The sequence below is a fragment of the Pseudomonas orientalis genome, from assembly GCF_002934065.1.
GTDB classification, from domain to species: domain Bacteria; phylum Pseudomonadota; class Gammaproteobacteria; order Pseudomonadales; family Pseudomonadaceae; genus Aquipseudomonas; species Aquipseudomonas orientalis_A.
In genome coordinates this window covers 2,678,192-2,696,646 of sequence record NZ_CP018049.1, presented here as the reverse complement: position 1 = coordinate 2,696,646, position 18,455 = coordinate 2,678,192, and the positions used below count along the sequence as shown (strand labels likewise).

At 62.8% G+C, this 18,455-nt stretch carries 14 protein-coding genes; 12 read left to right on the top strand and 2 right to left on the bottom strand.

Annotated features, from left to right (window positions below; all coding sequences use genetic code 11):
* Nucleotides 1-24 precede the first annotated feature (24 nt).
* Nucleotides 25-585 carry a carboxymuconolactone decarboxylase family protein gene (locus BOP93_RS12065; RefSeq protein ID WP_104502796.1) on the bottom strand — a complete coding sequence of 187 codons (561 nt, stop codon included), beginning with the start codon at nucleotides 583-585 and terminating at the stop codon, nucleotides 25-27.
* A 102-nt stretch (nucleotides 586-687) separates the two neighbouring features.
* Here BOP93_RS12065 and BOP93_RS12060 point away from each other — a divergent pair, with 102 nt between their 5' ends.
* Nucleotides 688-1,590 (top strand): AraC family transcriptional regulator, encoded by a 903-nt coding sequence (locus tag BOP93_RS12060; RefSeq protein ID WP_104502795.1) that lies wholly within the window; start codon nucleotides 688-690, stop codon nucleotides 1,588-1,590.
* On the opposite strand, the gene BOP93_RS12055 is transcribed toward BOP93_RS12060, so the two are convergent.
* Nucleotides 1,587-2,498, bottom strand: a complete 912-nt coding sequence (locus tag BOP93_RS12055) for a LysR family transcriptional regulator (protein ID WP_104502794.1) — start codon at nucleotides 2,496-2,498, stop codon at nucleotides 1,587-1,589. The two genes, BOP93_RS12060 and BOP93_RS12055, sit on opposite strands and share 4 nt — an antisense overlap.
* Before the next feature lie 112 nt (nucleotides 2,499-2,610).
* Here BOP93_RS12055 and BOP93_RS12050 point away from each other — a divergent pair, with 112 nt between their 5' ends.
* From BOP93_RS12050 to BOP93_RS11990, 11 genes are all read left to right on the top strand, one after another.
* The gene (locus BOP93_RS12050) at nucleotides 2,611-3,606 is read left to right on the top strand and encodes an aldo/keto reductase (RefSeq protein WP_104502793.1); all 996 of its coding nucleotides are present in this window, start codon (nucleotides 2,611-2,613) and stop codon (nucleotides 3,604-3,606) included.
* Between the two features lie 132 nt (nucleotides 3,607-3,738).
* Entirely contained in the window at nucleotides 3,739-5,733 is a 1,995-nt protein-coding gene (locus tag BOP93_RS12045; RefSeq protein ID WP_104502792.1) for a methyl-accepting chemotaxis protein, read from the top strand.
* Nucleotides 5,734-5,821: 88 nt separating this feature from the next.
* A complete protein-coding gene (locus tag BOP93_RS12040) occupies nucleotides 5,822-6,277 on the top strand; it encodes an SRPBCC family protein (RefSeq protein WP_104502791.1) in 456 nt (151 codons plus the stop codon).
* Nucleotides 6,278-6,527: 250 nt separating this feature from the next.
* The gene (locus BOP93_RS12035) at nucleotides 6,528-6,971 is read left to right on the top strand and encodes a YqaA family protein (RefSeq protein ID WP_104502790.1); all 444 of its coding nucleotides are present in this window, start codon (nucleotides 6,528-6,530) and stop codon (nucleotides 6,969-6,971) included.
* A 46-nt stretch (nucleotides 6,972-7,017) separates the two neighbouring features.
* Nucleotides 7,018-8,019, top strand: coding sequence for an alpha/beta fold hydrolase (locus BOP93_RS12030; RefSeq protein WP_104502789.1), 1,002 nt, complete (start codon nucleotides 7,018-7,020; stop codon nucleotides 8,017-8,019).
* Nucleotides 8,020-8,040: 21 nt separating this feature from the next.
* Nucleotides 8,041-8,994, top strand: a complete 954-nt coding sequence (locus tag BOP93_RS12025; RefSeq protein ID WP_104502788.1) for a D-2-hydroxyacid dehydrogenase family protein — start codon at nucleotides 8,041-8,043, stop codon at nucleotides 8,992-8,994.
* 995 nt (nucleotides 8,995-9,989) lie between these two features.
* Nucleotides 9,990-11,546, top strand: coding sequence for a glycogen synthase GlgA (gene glgA, locus BOP93_RS12010; protein WP_065885553.1), 1,557 nt, complete (start codon nucleotides 9,990-9,992; stop codon nucleotides 11,544-11,546).
* 19 nt (nucleotides 11,547-11,565) lie between these two features.
* On the top strand, nucleotides 11,566-13,314 hold the full coding sequence (treZ, locus tag BOP93_RS12005) for a malto-oligosyltrehalose trehalohydrolase (protein WP_104502786.1): 1,749 nt from the start codon (nucleotides 11,566-11,568) through the stop codon (nucleotides 13,312-13,314).
* On the top strand, nucleotides 13,311-15,395 hold the full coding sequence (gene malQ, locus BOP93_RS12000) for a 4-alpha-glucanotransferase (protein WP_104502785.1): 2,085 nt from the start codon (nucleotides 13,311-13,313) through the stop codon (nucleotides 15,393-15,395). Before treZ ends, malQ begins: the two co-directional genes overlap by 4 nt.
* Nucleotides 15,392-18,142, top strand: a complete 2,751-nt coding sequence (locus BOP93_RS11995; protein ID WP_104502784.1) for a malto-oligosyltrehalose synthase — start codon at nucleotides 15,392-15,394, stop codon at nucleotides 18,140-18,142. Before malQ ends, BOP93_RS11995 begins: the two co-directional genes overlap by 4 nt.
* Nucleotides 18,143-18,163: 21 nt before the next feature.
* The gene (locus BOP93_RS11990) at nucleotides 18,164-18,424 is read left to right on the top strand and encodes a DUF2934 domain-containing protein (protein ID WP_065885546.1); all 261 of its coding nucleotides are present in this window, start codon (nucleotides 18,164-18,166) and stop codon (nucleotides 18,422-18,424) included.
* Nucleotides 18,425-18,455: the final 31 nt, after the last annotated feature.

Sequence of the window (18,455 nt, the reverse complement as noted above, 5' to 3'; positions counted from 1 at the left end):
TGCAACAGGTGGATCAGCAGCGATTCAGTTGGCCGGCTTTTCCCAACGGTAGTGCGCCAGCTCCGGGTTCAACGGTGTACGCGCAAACACGTTGGCGAAATTGCACAGCGTCGCCAGGCTGACTCCCAGAATCACTTCCAGCGCCTGCCCTTCGCTGTAGCCGGCGGCGCGGAACGCGTCATAGCCGGCATCGCTGACATCGCCACGGGTGGCAATCACCTCACGGGTGAACGCGGCGAGTGTCTCATAGCGCGCATCGGGCAATTCACCGCGCTGGCGCAGCGCCTCGATGACGTTTTCCGGCAGTTTGGCCTTGTTACGCGCCACCGCGGTGTGCCCGGCAACGCAAAAGTCGCAACCGTGGTTGGTAGCGGCGATCAGTTGCACCACTTCACGATCAGCCAGGCTTAAGGTTGACTTGGCGTTCAGGGCGGAGACGGTGATATAGGTTTCCAGTGCCGCTGGCGCATTGGCCAGTACGGCGAGCAGATTCGGAATGAACCCCGAGCCTTTCAGCGCGGTTTCCAGGAAGGGCCTGGCGGCCTCCGGCGCGTTTTCAGGGGTGAGCAGCGGGACACGGGACATGGCGTGGTCTCCTGATGAGTGAATAACGCCAGTCTGTTGGTTATAAAAAAACCCCTCAATAGGCTAAAGTCGCGATTACTTGCTCCAGAGTCTTTTCATTAGATGAATTCGTCCAGTGCACTTGTCGATTGGTTATTAGACAGCCTCGAACTCAACACCAGCCTGTTTCACGTGGGCCGCTACTGCGGCGACTGGCACGCGAGCACCCATGGCCTGGCCCGGGCAAGTTTTCATCTGATTGTGCAAGGCGAGTGCTGCCTGCATATCGACAGCCAACCGGCTGAGTACCTGAACAATGGCGATGCCGTGTTCCTGCTGCGTGACCTCGAATACCGGCTGTCCGGTGCGGACAGCGCAGCAGGCGCGCAAGAATGCCCGCGCCGTCCGATGCTGCCTCTGGACAGCAGTGCCACCGATGGGGTGGGTCTGGTCTGCGGCTTCTTTCATTTCCAGTCGGGGCTCTCGGCGATGATTGTCGACAGCCTGCCCGCCTGGATCATCCTGCGCGCCGGCGACCCGTCGTTGACCGCCGCGCGCAATCTGTTCGCACTGATCCTGCAGGAATGCGAACGCCTGCCCGCGCCCTCCCAGGCCTTGCTCGAACGCCTGTGCCATCTGCTGTTTCTGTATGTGCTGCGCCAACAAGTGCTCGATAACAGCAAACTGGGCGGCCTGGCGGCACTCGGCCGGCAACCGGCATTTTCCCGTTTGCTGGAACAGTTGATTGCACGCCCGCAGGAGAACTGGACGCTGGAAAGCATGGCCGCCTGCACCGGGCTGTCGCGCTCGGCGTTTTTCAAACGCTTCAATGAGCTGTGCGGACAGTCACCCGGCCAGGTGTTGTTGATGATGCGCATGCGCCACGCCTGTCAGTTGTTCAAGACGAACCAGACCGTGGCGGATGTGTCCCTGGCGGTGGGTTATCAATCGGTGGCGGCGTTTACCCGGGCCTTTCATAAAGTCACCGGGCAACAACCGGGGGCCTACCGCCGGGCGCAGACCTAGCGGCGCAACCCATTGCCCGGCTGCGCGCACAGCGCCACCAGCCAGTCGACAAACACCCTCACCCGCTGGGACAGCTGACGATGCGGCGGGTACAGCGCCGTCAGCGCCATCTTCGGTACAGCCACCTGCGGCAGCACCTCCACCAGCGTGCCCTCGGCCAGTTGCTTCAGCGCATGATAATGCGGCGCCTGGATCAGCCCGTAGCCGGCCTCACAGGCGGCGAAATAGCCGTCGGAACTGTTCACCGCAACCACCTTCGCCAGGTTGACCGTGCGCAGTTCACCGCCGACTTGGAATTCCAGGCCAAAGCGCTTGCCGCTGGCGCTGGAGACATACTCGATCATCTGGTGCCGTGCCAGCTCGTCGAGGCTTGCGGGCATGCCCATGCGTTGCAGATACGCGGGGCTGGCCAGGGTCAACTGGTCCATCATTGCCAGCGGACGCGCCACCAGCGAGTCGTCCAGCGCCAGGCCACCGCGCAGTACGCAATCGACCCCCTCGCGAATCAAATCCACCGGACGATCGTTGAGCCCGATATCCAGCTCGATCTGCGGATAGAGCGCGGTGAACGTCGGCAGCGCCGGAATCACGATCAGACGACCAATGCCCGACGGCATATCAATGCTCAGCGTGCCTCGCGGGTTTTGTCGGCGGGAGGAAAACACCGCCTCGGTTTCCTCAAGATCCGTCAGCAACTGCACGCAGCGCTGGTAATACGCCGCGCCGTCCAGGGTCGGGCTGACCTGGCGCGTGGTGCGTTGCAGCAGTTGCACGCCCAGATGCGCCTCCAGTTGCTTGATCAGGATCGTCACCGAGGCGCGCGGCAGTTGCAGGCTGTCCGCCGCCCTGGCGAAACCGCCCAACTCCACAATCCGGGTGAATACGCGCATGGCATTGAAACGGTCCACGGTAAGCTCCCGGCAATTATTTAGATTTTCCAAACAGTGATAGTGCTTTTAGCCGGTTTATCCAGGTTTTGTCGAGCGTGACAATGGATGCCTCATCCACAGGAGCCTCACCATGCGCACTCGTCAACTCGGCCACAACGGCCCCCACGTCTCCTCCATCGGCCTCGGCTGCATGGGTATGAGCGATTTCTACGCACCGGGCACCGACTCCTCGGAGGCCATCGCCACCTTGCACCGGGCGCTGGAGTTGGGCGTCAATTTTCTCGACACCGCCGACATGTACGGCCCCCACACCAATGAACAGCTGATCGGCAAGGCCATCGCCGGCAAGCGCGACCAGGTGTTCCTGGCCAGCAAGTTCGGCATCCTGCGCGACCCGGCGAACCCGGCGCTGCGTGGCGTGAACGGGCGCCCCGAGTACGTGCGCGCGTCCATCGACGGCACGCTGCAACGCCTGGGCATTGACACCCTGGACCTGTACTACCAGCACCGCATCGACCCCGAGGTGGCCATCGAAGAAACCGTCGGCGCGATGGCCGAGCTGGTGCAACAGGGCAAGGTGCGTTACCTGGGCCTCAGCGAAGCGTCCGCCGCCACGCTGGAACGGGCGCACAAGGTCCACCCCATCAGCGCCCTGCAAAGCGAATATTCATTGTGGAGCCGCGATCAGGAAGACAATGGCTGCCTCGCCGCCTGCCAGCGCCTGGGCATCGCCTTCGTGCCTTACAGCCCGCTGGGCCGGGGTTTTCTGACCGGTGCATTGAAGCGCCCGGAGGATTTCGGCGCCGAGGACTATCGCCGCTTCAACCCGCGTTTCCAGGGTGAGAATTTTGCGAAGAATCTGCAACTGGTCGAGCAGGTGCAAGCGCTGGCGGCGGACAAAGGCGTGACGGCGGGCCAACTGGCGCTGGCCTGGGTGTTGGCGCAAGGCGACTACATCGTGCCGATCCCCGGCACCAAGCAACGTAAATACCTGGAGGAGAATGTGGCCGCCGTGTCGATCAGCCTGACCGCGACCGAACGGGCGGCGCTGGCAGCGATCTTCCCGGCGCACGCCACAGCGGGCATGCGCTACCCCGAGGACGTAATGGCCATGCTGGAGATCTGAGCAGGCGGCGCCGCCCGACGGCGCCGGCACTTTCTTGCACGCACGTACCTAAAGCTCCCCCGGTCCGGGCCGATAGCCCTACGAAGCTCTAACAAAGCCGCGTCGACAATAACGCTTCGTAAGGACGACCCCATGCCCCCACTGCGCTCCATCCAAGCCCGCTATACCCTGTTTCTGGTGTTGTTCGTTCTGGTGTTATTGGTGTTGACCGTCGTGGGTATCGGCCAGTTGGTCGCGCCCAAGCTGCAATACACCGAAGAGCAGGTAGTACTCAACCGCATCGGCGAGGTGGCCGAACAGATCCAGGGCGAACTGAACAAGGTTCAGGCCCAGCAACGCACCATCACCCAGACTATTCCCTTGCTCGACAGCGATGCCATCGACAAGGTCCTGCCCGGCCTGGTGGATCAATATGGCGAGCTGAAAGTGTTCGGCGGCGGTATCTGGCCGCTGCCCAACCAGCGCACGCCCGGACGTAACAAGCACAGCACATTCTGGCACCGTGACGCCTCGGGCAAGCTGGCGGTCAACACCTTCTGGAACAGTGACCCCGCACCCAACTATTACGACCAGAGCTGGTACAAGGGCGGCCTCGCCTCACCCCGTGGCCAATGCGCCTGGGCCGCGGCCTACAAGGACGATGCCAGCCAGGAGCCGCGCACCAACTGCGCCATGGCGATCCAGCGTGACGGCGCCGCCTATGGCGTGGCGACCATCGACGTGACCCTGGGTTTCTTCAATGACCTGGTGGCCAGCAAGGAAAAAGACATCGGCGGGCAGATGCTGATCGTCGAAGGCGACGGCAAGATCATCAGCAACAGCTCGCGCATCAGCGGCCCGATCGTGCTGAAGAATATCAGCGAGCTGACCGGCACGTCGGCGTTCGCCGCCCAGGTCAGCACCGCCCTCGCCCATCGCGACCAGGCCCTGCAACGCGCCGAGTTCGACAACCAGGGCGTGGCCAGCACCTTCTACATGCGCCCGATCGAGGGGACGCCGTGGTTCCTGGCGACCGCCCTGCCCACTTCGTTGATCACCGCCCAGCGCAATGATGTGCTCGGCACCCTGGCCCTGTTGCAAGTACCGATGGTGATCCTGCTGGTACTGCTGGCGGCGTATGCGATTCGCCAACTGGTCCAGCGCATGAAAGCGCTAAAGGGCAATATCGACGCGCTGTCGGCCGGTGATGCCGACCTCACGCGGCGCATCACCATCCGCGCCGAAGACGAACTCGGCGCCATCGGCCACTCGGTGAACCACTTTATCGTCTATCTGCAAAACATGATCGGCGAAGTGACCCAGGCCACCGGCGCCATGGCCTCGGGCCTTGAGCAGTTGCAGCACACCTCGGCGCACACCAACCAGATCCTGTTGCGCCACGCCTCGGAGACGGACCAGACGGTGACCGCCATCACCGAGATGAGCTCCACCGCCGACACGGTCGCGCAAAACGCCGCAGAAACGGCGGCCTTTACCCAGCGCGCCAACGAGCATGCCGACCGTTCACGGGTGGTGGTGGGCGAAGCGTCCACCAGCGTCAGCGCCCTGATCGGTGAAGTGGCCAGCGCGACCCACACCGTCGAGAACATGCGCCAGGATGCCGCGCGCATCACCGAAACCCTCGGCGTGATCGGCGCCATCGCCGGCCAGACCAACCTGCTGGCGCTCAACGCCGCGATCGAAGCGGCGAGGGCCGGCGAGCAAGGGCGCGGGTTTGCCGTAGTGGCCGATGAGGTACGCGCACTGGCCGCACGCACCCAGGCCAGTACCTCGCAGATCAACGAGATGCTGGCGCGCTTGACCACGGGCGTCAGCTCGTCGGTAGCCGCCATGGAAAACACTCAAGCCAGTTGCCAGTCGGCGGCGGATGCCACGGCGCGGGTGAACACCGGCCTAGATGAAATGGCCGGCTCGGTCAGCCATATCAACAACCTCAGCACCCAGATCGCGACGGCCGCCGAGCAGCAGAGCGCAGTGACCGAAGAGATCAACCGCAGCATGGTGCAGATCCGACAAATGGTTGAAGAGCTGGTACAAAGCGGTCACGCCACCGAAACCAATACCCAAAGCCTGCTGGAGGCCAATGGCCGGGTGATTGCCTTGATGGGACGCTTCAAAGTGCGCTGATCCGGGCCGGAAAACTCCCGTGCACAGCGCGGGAGTCGGACTATTCTGACAACTTCTGGTTTAACACTCGTCACACAGGAGGTGTGTCATGCCCGCGACTGAGCAGTCGATCCGCCTGGAGCGCATCAGCCAGGAGCGGTTCATCCTGGCACCGGTCGAGACCGTCTACGACTATGTGACCCAGCCCGACCGCTGGCACGAATGGCACCCCTCCTCCCTGAGCGCCGATACCGGCACGCGCGGCTCGCTGCCGGCCGGCGCGCGCTTTACCGAAGTTATCGACCTGCTGGGCATCCGCGTGCCGATGAGTTATCGCGTGCAAATCGCCTGTTACCCCAGCGAGTTCAAGACCGTGTTCACCTCGCTGGCGGTGGACGGCAGCATTCATTTCGTCCTGCATGTGCAACAGGGCGGCACGCTGTTCAAACGTATATTGACCTATGAGACCGAACTGCTACTGCCGACCTTGCATGAACGCCTGATCGCACTCTCGGGCATTGCGCTGGACCGCCTCAAGGATCGCCTGGAAACCTTCAGCGGTTGAACGCTCTATCGCTTAACTGACCCGTTTCAGGGAAAATGCCCGACCCAATGCTTTTTGTAGGAGCGAGCTTGCTCGCGAAAAACGTCAACGATAACGCGTGCTTCCTGATTGAACGCGGCGCCTGTGAGTTTTTCGCGAGCAAGCTCGCTCCTACGGGGCCGTATACGCTTAACTGAACAGCCTTCCGGTCCAATGCCGCGACTTTTCCGAGACCCACCATGAAATCCCCTGTGCAACGAGTCCCTGCGCCATGTTGACGGCGTACCTGGGACTGTTCGTGGCCGCCTTTGGCGCGGCGACGTTGCTGCCCTTGCAGTCGGAAGCCGTGCTCGTCGGGCTGTTGCTCAGTGGGCATTACAGCGTGTGGCTGCTGTTGGGCATCGCCACGCTGGGCAATGTGCTGGGTTCGCTGGTCAATTGGCTGCTGGGGCGTTCGGCGGAGCGCTTCCAGGGGCGGCGCTGGTTTCCGCTCAGTAAACGGCAACTGGACAAGGCGCGCAGCCACTATGCGCGCTGGGGACATTGGACCCTGCTGCTCAGTTGGGTGCCGATCATTGGCGACCCGCTGACCCTGGTGGCCGGTGTCATGCGCGAACCGCTGTGGCGCTTCCTGTTGCTGGTGACCCTGGCCAAGGCGCTGCGCTACGCCGTGCTGGCCGCCATCACCCTGCACTGGCTGTTAATCCCCCGTTAATCTTGCCCAAACAGCATCCGGAACGTCTTTCCCGGAGCTTATGACCATGCCTTTGATCCGTGACCTGTGCGTCGCCGGCCTGCTCACGGCCAGCGCCGCGCCGGTGTTTGCCGCCACCTACGGCCCTGAACTCGAGGGTTTCCAGTACCCCTACCCGGTTGAGCGCTTCCACTTCGAGTCCCAGGGTAACAGCCTGCAAATGGGCTATATGGATGTTCCGGCCAAAGGCAAAGCCAACGGGCGCAGCGTGGTGCTGATGCACGGCAAAAACTTCTGCGGCGCCACCTGGGAGGCGTCGATCAAGGCCTTGAGCGACGCCGGTTACCGCGTGATCGCGCCGGACCAGATCGGCTTTTGCACCTCCAGCAAGCCCGAGCATTACCAGTACAGCTTCCAGCAACTGGCGCTCAACACCCACCAGTTGCTGGAAAAGCTCGGGATCCAGAAGGCCACGCTGCTCGGCCACTCCACCGGCGGCATGCTGGCCACGCGCTATGCCTTGATGTACCCGGCACAGACTGAGCAACTCGCCCTGGTCAACCCCATCGGCCTGGAAGACTGGAAGGCCCTGGGCGTACCCCACCAGAGCGTGGACCAGTGGTATCAACGCGAGCTGAAGCTGAGCGCCGACGGCGTGCGCAAATACGAGCGCGACACCTATTACGCCGGACGCTGGAAGCCCGAATACGAGCGCTGGGTGGACATGCTCGCCGGCCTGAACCAGGGCCCGGGGCACACTCGGGTGGCCTGGAACTCGGCGTTGATTTACGACATGATCTTCACCCAGCCGGTGTACTACGAGTTCAAGAACGTGCAAGTGCCCACCCTGCTGCTGATCGGCACCAGCGACACCACCGCCATCGGCAAGGACCTGGCGCCGCCGGCGGTCAAGGCGCGGATCGGCAATTATCAAGTGTTGGGCAAACAGGTGGCCAAGCTGATTCCCCATGCCACCCTGGTGGAGTTTCCCGGCCTGGGCCATGCGCCCCAGATGGAAGAACCGGCGCGGTTTCATACCGCGCTGTTGCAGGGTTTGAAGGCCCTTTAACCTTTTTCGGGGTACGCGTGCATGTCGCTACAGATCGCAGTGATCGATGATTGGCAGCAAGTGGCCAGTGGCGTGGTGGATTGGTCGGTACTCGAGCCCCTGGGCCAGGTGCACTTTCTGCACGGCTACCCCGCCGACACCGCGACCATGGTCGAGCGCCTGCAAGGGTTCGACGTTATTTGCGTCATGCGCGAACGTTCGCGGTTCGACCAGGCCCTGCTGCAGGGCCTGCCCAGGCTCAAGTTGCTGGTGACCGGTGGCATGCGCAACGCCGCCCTCGATATCCCTGCCGCCAAGGCGCTGGGGATCCAGGTGTGCGGTACCGACAGTTACAAGCAGGCTGCGCCGGAGCTGACCTGGGCGCTGATCATGGCCTCCACGCGCAACCTGCTGGCCGAAGCCAACGCCCTGCGCGCAGGCGAGTGGCAGGTCGGCCTGGGCGGCGATCTGTATGGCAAGACGCTGGGTATTCTGGGGCTGGGCAGCATCGGGCAAAAAGTCGCGCAATTTGCCCAGGTATTCGGCATGCGCGTGATTGCCTGGAGCGAAAACCTTACGCCGCAACGGGCGGCTGAGTCGGGAGCGACCTGGGTCAGCAAGCGCGAGCTGTTCGAGCAGGCTGACATTCTGACCATTCACCTGGTCCTCAGCGAGCGCAGCCGCGGCCTTGTCGATGCGCAGGCGTTGGGCTGGATGAAGCCCGGCGCGCGCCTGGTGAACACGGCGCGCGGGGCGATTGTGGATGAGCAGGCACTGGTGGATGCGCTGAGCAATGGGCGACTGGCCGGCGCGGCGCTGGACGTGTATAGCCAGGAGCCACTACCGCATGACCACCCGTTCCGCTCCTTGCCCAATGTGCTGGCCACGCCCCATGTCGGTTATGTCAGCGAGCAAAACTACCGACAGTTCTACCAGCAGATGATCGAGGATATTCAAGCCTGGGCCAACGGCGCGCCCCTTCGAGCGCTCGGCTGACGCACCAATAAAGTGCATGTATTGAATGACAATGCCCAAGTGCACAATGTTGGCATACGCTGTTGATTTGTGTGGGAGGGGGCTTGCCCCCGATGGCCATAAGTATCTACACAATTTTGGTGCGACACCGCACCTGTGGCGAGGGGCTAACGCGTATCTACCTGACGCTCCGAGATCCAAATGTGGGAGGGGGCTTGCCCCCGATGGCGGTCTCAGGGCCGGCCAAGATGTTGGATCAGACCGAGTACATATCCGTTTCTGCGGTAACGGCTGCTATGGGTTCCGCTTTTACAGCGGCTCACTTTTGAAAAGCGCAAAAGTAAGCAAAACGCTCTTGCCCCACCACTCGGCACCTCGCTCATGCTCGGTGTGCCCGAACGCAGGCTTGAATCCGTGGGCCGCCGCAATGGGCCATCCCTGGCCCAGTGCGGCTAACCCGGCGTCCTGCCGGGTTACCCACGGATTCAAGCCTGCGTTCGGCCAGCGTGGTTTAACGGGGCGCCTGAGATCAAGATCAGAAGCAGATCAAGATCAAGAGCGACTCGCTTCGCATCGTGGTTACGGTTGGGCGCTACAGAGTTGTGTAGATACCTATGCCCAATAGCGGTGACCCACCGCCATCGGGGGCAAGCCCCCTCCCACATTTGGATCGGGGCCTCAGCAAGCATAAGGTTAAACGTTTTTTGTCCTACAAAAATGCCTTTTAAACCCGACAGGCTCCAGGATCTGGCCTAGACTCATGACCGATGGGTCCCTTCCAAAACAAAAACCCCGCAAAAAAACTAAACTTTTCAACTCGGCCCTTGGTCAAGTTTTAAGGCAAGGCGAGCACTCCGCGATTCACGCTACATGCCCGTCCATCCAATCTTTTTAGTTATCCGTGCAACTGGCATACGCCTTGCCAGATTGTCGTGCGCTTGTGCGCTTGGCCGCAGGAAGCGGTCATCGAGCCAATGGCAGCGGGCCATTAGCTAACCAACACGTTGGAGAGAATTATGATCAGTGCCGCAGCAAGTATTCAGGGAGAGCGTGTTAGTCAGCCAGTTGGCGGGTCGACCTCTTTGGTTGTCGACCTCAACACGGTGCGGCCGGTGTCCAGTCATAACCCCAACCGAAAGAAAGTGCTGTTTGTGACTTCCGAGTTCGCCGACCTGGTGAAAACCGGCGGCCTGGGCGATGTGTCGGCGGCCCTGCCCCGCGCCATGGCTCACTTGCACGATGTGCGCGTGCTGATTCCCGGCTATCCGCAAGTGATGGAAAGCGACAACCCGATTCACATCATCGGCGAGCTGGGTGGCCACGCCGCGCTGCCGCCGTGCAAGATCGGGCGCATGGACCTCAAGGATGGCCTGGTTATCTACGTGCTGATCTGCCCCGAGCTGTATGAACGCGAAGGCACACCCTACGGCGCCAACAATGGCCGCGACTGGCCGGACAATCACATCCGCTTTGCCCGCCTGGGCCTGGCCGCCGCCGACATGGCCGCCAACCTGGCGCAAATCCACTGGTGCCCGGATCTGGTGCACGCCCACGACTGGCCTGCGGGCCTGGCTCCGGCGTATATGCACTGGCGTGGTTCACGCACACCGACCCTGTTCACCATTCATAACCTTGCCTATCAGGGCGTGGTGAGCCTGGGTTGCACCCCCGAACTGGGCATTCCTCCCCATGCGTTGCAACAGGAAGGCATGGAGTTCTACGGCAAGATGTCGTTTCTCAAGGCCGGCATGGCGTATTCCAGCCATATCACCACCGTCAGCGCCACCTACGCCCAGGAAATCACCACGCCGGAATTCGGCTGCGGCCTGGATGGTTTCCTCGCCAGCAAGACCCAGCAAGGCCTGCTCAGCGGGATTCCCAACGGCATTGACGAAAGCTGGGAAACCTCGACCGACACGCACCTGACCCACAACTTCAATATCGGTGACTGGGAAGGCAAGGCCATCAACGCCGCCCATGTGCGCGAGTTGTTCGGCCTGCATGACTCCACCGGCCCATTGTTTGCCGTGGTCTCGCGCCTGGTCTACCAGAAAGGCCTGGACCTGACCGAAGCGGTCGCCAGTTTCATCGTCGAAAACGGCGGCCAGATCGCGATCATCGGACGTGGCGAGCCGGAAGAGGAACAGGCCATGCGCGAACTGGCGCTGCGCTTCCCTGGCCAGGTCGGTGTGCGCATCGGCTTCAACGAAACCGACGCCCGCCGCATGTTTGCCGGCAGCGACTTCCTGCTGATGCCTTCGCGGTATGAGCCCTGCGGCCTGAGCCAGATGTATGCGCAGCGTTTCGGCTCGTTGCCGGTGGCGCGCAATACCGGTGGCTTGGCCGACACCATTGAAGACGGCGTGACCGGTTTTCTGTTCAACGAATCCACCGTCGACAGCTACAAGGCCGCCCTGGAGCGCGCGTTCAAGGTGTTCTCCTTCCCCGGCCTGCTCAACGCCATGCGCAGCCGCGCCATGACCCAACCGTTCAACTGGTCGCAGGCGGTGGAACCCTACGCCGAGCTGTACGAACAACTGGTGGTTAAAGCACTGGGGAAATCGACTAAATAATCAAGAGAGGTCTTCATAGATGCCGTTACGGACTCTGGAAACCTGGCCCCACGGCGCACTGATGCTGGACGCGCAACACACGCGTTTTGCCTTGTGGGCGCCAGACGCGTTTTATGTCAGCGTTGAATTGCAGGAAGGGAAATCCATCGCCATGCTGCCCCAGGCAGATGGCTGGTTCGAAGTGGAAATAGCCTGCCCCGCCGGGACACTTTATCGCTTCAATATCGACGGGGAACGGGAGGTTCCCGACCCCGCCTCCAGGGCCCAGGCCCTGGATGTGCATGGTTGGAGCCGCGTGGTCGACCCACTTGCCTATCAATGGCAGCACAGCCACTGGCAGGGCCGCCCCTGGCACGAGGCAGTCATCTACGAACTGCACGTCGGCGCCATGGGCGGTTACGCCGAAGTCGAGAAGCACTTGCCGCGCCTGGCCGAACTGGGCGTGACCGCGATCGAACTGATGCCCCTCGCGCAATTCCCCGGTGAGCGCAACTGGGGCTACGACGGCGTACTGCCTTACGCCCCTCAAGCCACCTACGGCTCCCCCGAACAACTCAAGCACCTGATCGACAGCGCCCACGGGCACGGACTGGCGGTGATTCTCGACGTGGTCTACAACCACTTCGGTCCCGATGGCAACTACCTGGGCCAATACGCCAAGGGTTTCTTCCAGGAAGACGTGCACACGCCATGGGGCGCGGGGATTGATTTCGAGCGCCGCGAAGTGCGGGATTTCTTCCTCGATAACGCACTCATGTGGCTGTTGGAATACCGCTTTGACGGCCTGCGCCTGGATGCCGTGCACGCCATCGACAACCCCGGCTTCCTCCAGGAGCTGGCGCAGCGGGTACGCCAGCAGGTCGACACCGGTCGCCACGTGTGGCTGGTGCTGGAAAATGAGCTGAATCAGGCCGGCCTGCTCAAACATGATTTCGACGCGCAATGGAACGATGACTTCCATAACGTACTGCACGTGCTGCTCACTGGCGAAACCGCTGCCTACTACAGCGACTTCGCCGAACAGCCCACGGCCAAACTGGCGCGCTGCCTGGGTGAAGGCTTTATCTATCAGGGCCAGACCACCCGCCACGGCCATGCACGCGGCGAACCCAGCGGCGAATTGCCGCCCACCGCGTTCGTGGCGTTTTTACAGAACCACGATCAGATCGGCAACCGCGCCCTGGGCGAACGCCTGCACCAGCTGTGCCCGCCCCAGGCGCTGAAGGCGGCGACCGCACTGTTGCTGTTGTCGCCGATGATCCCGCTGATGTTCATGGGCGATGAGGTCAAGGCTGCCGAGCCTTTTCTGTTCTTCACCGACCATCACGGCGAACTGGCAGAGGCCGTGCGTGAGGGCAGACGCAACGAGTTTGCCGATTTCGCCGCATTTCATGACCCCGAGCAGCGCGAACGCATCCCTGACCCCAACGCCTTGACGACGTTCCTGCAATCCAGGCCAACCCTGGCGGAAAACGAGCACTCTCAGTTCTATCGTCACTTGCTGAGCCTGCGCCATCAATATGTGGTGCCCCATCTGCCCGGCAGCGTGGCCCTGGGCGCGCAGGTGCTGGCTGACGGCGCCGTCACCGCGCGCTGGCGCCTGGGTAATGGCAGCGTGCTGCAAATCGATCTGAACCTGAGCGCCGAGCCCGTCGACCAGCAGGCTTCGTCTCACGTGATTTTTCAAACGCCTGCCGACCCTGCGGCGGCGCAGCTGCCGCCCTTCAGCGCACGCGCGTCCTTATCCCCTGCTGGAGAACAGTTTTGAGCGAAGCGAATCTGGAAATACTCGCCAGCCGCGCAGGTCTGGCCGTCGATTGGATCGATGCCAACGGTCGCCAGCAACATGTGAAGCCCGACGCCCTGCGCGCCGTACTCAAGGGGCTGGGTCACCCGGCCGGTACCGAGGCGCAGATCGAGGCCAGTCTGCAGGAATTGGAACAGGTACAGCAGGATAAGCATCTGCCCCCGCTGATGACCGTCGACAGCGGAGAAGGCCTGGACCTGGCACGTTTCTTTGCACCGGACACGCCGTGCCGCGTGCAGTTGGAAACGGGTGAAAGCCTGGAACTGCGCCTGGACGGGGATGCCGTGCTGCCCGGCGTGATCGCCCTCGGCTACCATCAGGCGCATATCGACGGCCAGACCTTCACCCTCGCCGTCGCCCCCGTGCAGTGCTACAGCGTCGCCGAAGCGGTGGACACCAACCCCGCCCGCGCCTGGGGCCTCAGCGCCCAGCTCTACTCGCTGCGCCGCCTCGGCGACGGTGGCTTCGGTGACACCCTGGCCCTTGAGCACCTGGCCCGCTCGGCCGCCGAACGCGGGGCCGATGCCCTGGCGATCAGCCCGATGCATGCCATGTTCAGCGCCGACACCGAGCGCTACAGCCCCTACTCGCCTTCCAGCCGGCTGTTTCTCAACAGCCTGTATGCCTCACCGGGATGCATCCTGGGCGAACGGGAAGTGCGCAATGCGATCGAGGCCACAGGCCTGGCCGAGGAACTGCATGACTTGGAACAGCTCACGCTGATCGACTGGCCTGCCGCCGCCAAGGCCAAGCAGCGTCTGCTGCGCGCCCTGTATGACGACTTCCGCCACGGCCACCATCCGCAACATGCCGACTTCCAGAGCTTCCGCCAGACAGGCGGCGAAGCCCTGGAAAACCACTGCCGTTTCGAAGCGGTGCAAGCGTTGCGCGCCGCTGCCGGAGAAGACCTCGACTGGCGCCAATGGCCAGAGGACTGGCGTACACCGCAGAGCCCGGCGCTGGCACAGTTCGCCGAAGAACAGCGTGATGAAATCGGCTATTTCGCCTTCACCCAGTGGCTGATCGCGCGCAGTTTGCAGCGTGCGCAACAGGCCGCGCGTGGCAGCGGCATGGGCATCGGCCTGATCGCCGACCTGGCGGTGGGGGCCGACGGCGGTGGCAGCCAGGCGTGGAGTCGCCAGGATGAATTGCTGGCGGACCTCACTGTTGGCGCGCCACCGGACATTCTCAACCGTGCGGGCCAGGGTTGGGGTATTTCCGCGTTTTCTCCCGAGGGGCTCAAACGCAACGGGTTCCGTGCCTTTATTGAAATGCTGCGGGCCAACTTCGCCCACGCCGGCGGCCTGCGGATCGACCATGTGATGGGCCTGCAACGCCTGTGGGTCATCCCTAACGGGGCTTCGCCGCGCGAAGGCGCCTACCTGTATTACCCGGTGGACGACATGCTGCGGCTGTTGGCCCTCGAATCCCATCGCCACCAGGCCATCGTGCTCGGTGAAGACCTCGGCACCGTGCCTGACGGCTTGCGTGAAAAGCTCAGCAGCCGGGCAATTCTGGGCATGCGCGTGCTGCTGTTCGAGCAAAATCATGACGGTCAGTTCAGGCCTATCCTCGACTGGCCCGACAACGCCCTGGCCACCACCAGCACCCACGACTTGCCGACCCTCAACGGCTGGTGGCACAGCCGCGACATCGAATGGAATATCGAGCTGGGCCTGATCGATGCGCCGACCGTGGATCAATGGAGCGAACACCGGCTGCGCGAACGCCAGGCATTGCGCCAGGCCTTGAGCCAGGACCCGCAGAACTTCGTCGATGAGATCCGCAACGACACCGACCACATGATCGATGCCAGCGTGCGCTACCTTGGCCACACCCGTGCGCCGCTGTTGCTGCTGCCCCTGGAGGATGCGCTGGGCCTGGAAGAACAACCCAATCTGCCCGGCACCACCGACACCCACCCCAATTGGCGCCGCCGCCTGCCCGGCGAAGCGTCCAGCCTGCTCGACAATGCCGGCGCCGCGCGCCGCCTCGAGCTGCTGGCCGTCGCGCGCAACCAAGCCTATGAGCGTGACCGATGAAAGCACTGCCCCTGCGCGCCACTCAGCGCCTGCAATTTCATAAAGGCTTCACCCTGGATGATGCGGTGCCGTTGGTGCCGTATTTCGCCCGACTGGGCATCAGCCACCTGTACGCCTCGCCCCTGCTCAAGGCGCGGGCCGGATCGATGCATGGCTATGACGTGGTCGACCCCACCTGTGTCAACCCGGAACTGGGCGGCGACGCCGCGTTGCAGCGTCTGGTTGCCGCGTTGCGCGAACACGACATGGGCCTGATCCTCGACATCGTCTCCAACCATATGGCCGTGGGCGGCGCCGACAACCCCTGGTGGCTGGACCTGCTGGAATGGGGACGCTTGAGTCCGTACAGCGAATTCTTCGATATTCAATGGCATTCCCCCGACCCCCTGCTCAAGGGCCAGCTGTTGATGCCGTTCCTGGGCAGCGATTACGGCGAAGCGCTGCAGAGCGGCAGCCTGGTGCTGAAGTTCGACGCGGCGCAGGGTGCGTTTTACGTCGAGCACTACGAACATCGCTTCCCGATCTGCCCAAGGGACTATGCGCTGATCCTGGGCAACGAAGAGCCGCTCAAGCCGCTGGCCGAGCGCTTCGCCGCCCTGGCGTACCAGGATGACGCCTACGCCGAAGCCGGCTGGCTGAAACAGGCACTGGCCGAGCGGGCCAGTGAGGTATTGCCCGCCATCGAACAGCGCCTCGCCGCGTTCGACGGACGTACGCCTGAGGGCTTCGAGCGCCTGCATCGACTGCTGGAGGAGCAGACCTACCGCCTCGCCAGTTGGCGCACGGCGGCGGACGACATCAACTGGCGGCGCTTTTTCGACGTCAACGAATTGGGCGGCCTGCGCGTGGAGCGTACGGCGGTATTCGAGGCCACCCACGGCAAGATTTTCGAGTTGATCAGCGCAGGCCTGATCGATGGCCTGCGCATCGACCATATCGACGGCCTGGCCGACCCACGCGGTTATTGCCGCAAGCTGCGGCGCCGGGTGGATGCATTGTCGCCGCAGCGGCATTTGCCGATCTTCGTGGAGAAAATCCTCGGTGAAGGCGAGACCCTGCGCGAAGACTGGCAAGTGGACGGCACCACCGGCTACGAATTCATGAACCAACTGTCATTGATGCAGCATCACCCGGACGGCTTCGCGCCGCTGGCCGAGTTGTGGTCGCGCCACAGCGAACGGCCGTCGGCGTTTATGGACGAAGCACGGTTGGCGCGCCAGCAAATCCTCAACGGTTCGTTGGGCGGCGACTTCGAAAGCGTCGCCCAGGCGCTGCTGCAAGTGGCCCGCGACGACGTGATGACCCGCGACCTGACCCTGGGCGCGATCCGCCGGGCGTTGCAGGAACTGATCGTGCATTTTCCGGTGTACCGCACCTACATCAGTGCTCGCGGGCGCAGCGCAGCCGACGACAAGGTCTTCCAACAGGCCATGGAGGGCGCGCGCAGTACCCTGAACGAGGGCGACTGGCCGGTGCTCGATCACCTGGAGAAATGGCTGGGTGGTCAACCGTGGCGCAATCGCCCGCTGGGCCGCGAGCGCAAGATGCTCAAGCATGCCTGTGTGCGCTTCCAGCAACTGACCTCGCCCGCCGCGGCCAAGGCCGTGGAAGACACGGCGTTCTATCGCTCGGCCGTGTTGCTGTCGCGTAACGACGTGGGTTTCAGCACCGAGCAGTTCAGCGCGCCGTTGGCCGATTTTCATGGGGCCAACCAGCAGCGCTTGAAGACGTTTCCGCATAACTTGCTGGCCACCGCCACCCACGACCATAAACGTGGCGAAGACACCCGCGCGCGCCTGGCGGTGTTGAGCGAATGCGCGCCCTGGTATGCCGAACAGGTGGAACACTGGCGCAGCCTGGCCGCGCCGTTGCGCGAGACGCCTGACAGCCCATCGGCCGGCGACGAACTGATCCTTTATCAAGTGCTGCTCGGCAGTTGGCCGCTGGAGCCGAACCCCGACCTTGAGGCGTATCAACAACGCCTCTGGCAGTGGCAACAGAAAGCGCTGCGCGAAGCCAAGCTGCAAAGCAGCTGGAGCGCGCCGAACGAGGCGTACGAGCGCGGCGTCGAGACGTTTCTGCAGCGCGTATTGCTCAGTGAAACCGGCAAGCCCTTGCGCGACGCGCTTGCCGACGCGGCCCAGGCCATCGCCCCCGCCGGCGCCTTGAATGGGCTGGCGCAGACTTTGCTTCACCTGAGCGTGCCCGGTGTACCGGACGTGTACCAGGGCGATGAGTTCTGGGACTTCAGTCTGGTCGACCCGGACAACCGGCGTCCGGTGGACTTCCAGGCGCGGCAACGCGCACTGGATAACCCGGCGGACATCGGTGAACTGCTGTCCAGCTGGCGCGACGGGCGTATCAAGCAGGCGGTGATCGCGCAGGTACTGGTCTTGCGCAAGGCCAACGTCGAGCTGTTCAGCGACGGCGCCTACACCGCCCTGGAGGTGGTTGGGCCACAGGCCGATCATGTCGTTGCGTTCTGCCGCGAACTGCAGGGCAAACACGTGCTGGTGGTGGTGCCACGCTGGTCCCGGCGCCTGCTCGAAAATGCGCTGCAGCCCCTGATTCCTGCCCAGGTTTGGGGCGATACACGGGTGAAATTACCGTTCGCCGCCACAACACAAAACTGGAAGGGACTTTTTCAAACAAGCGCAGTCACACCAGACAAGGAGCTGTTGATCAGCGCTGCCCTGGGGGATTTCCCGGTCAATGTCTTTATCAATACCGATATTCAAGAAAGCTGAACATTTTCTGAGGAGTGTGTGATGAGTAATGAAGACAAACGCATCCGCGAACTGGCCCATCAGATCTGGGAGTCCGAAGGCAAACCCCACGGTGAAGATGCTCGTCACTGGGAAATGGCGCGCAAGCTGGCCGAAGCCGAGGCATTGACGCCAAGCAAGCCCAAGCCGGCCGCCAAGCCCAAGACCGCGCCCAAGCCTGCACCCAAAGCCAAGCCTGCGGCGCCTGCCGCCGCCAAGCCTGCGCCAAAGAAGCCCGCAGCACCGAAAAAGCCCAAACCCTAAGCTTATCGATCGCCGCGCCCCCTGAGAACAT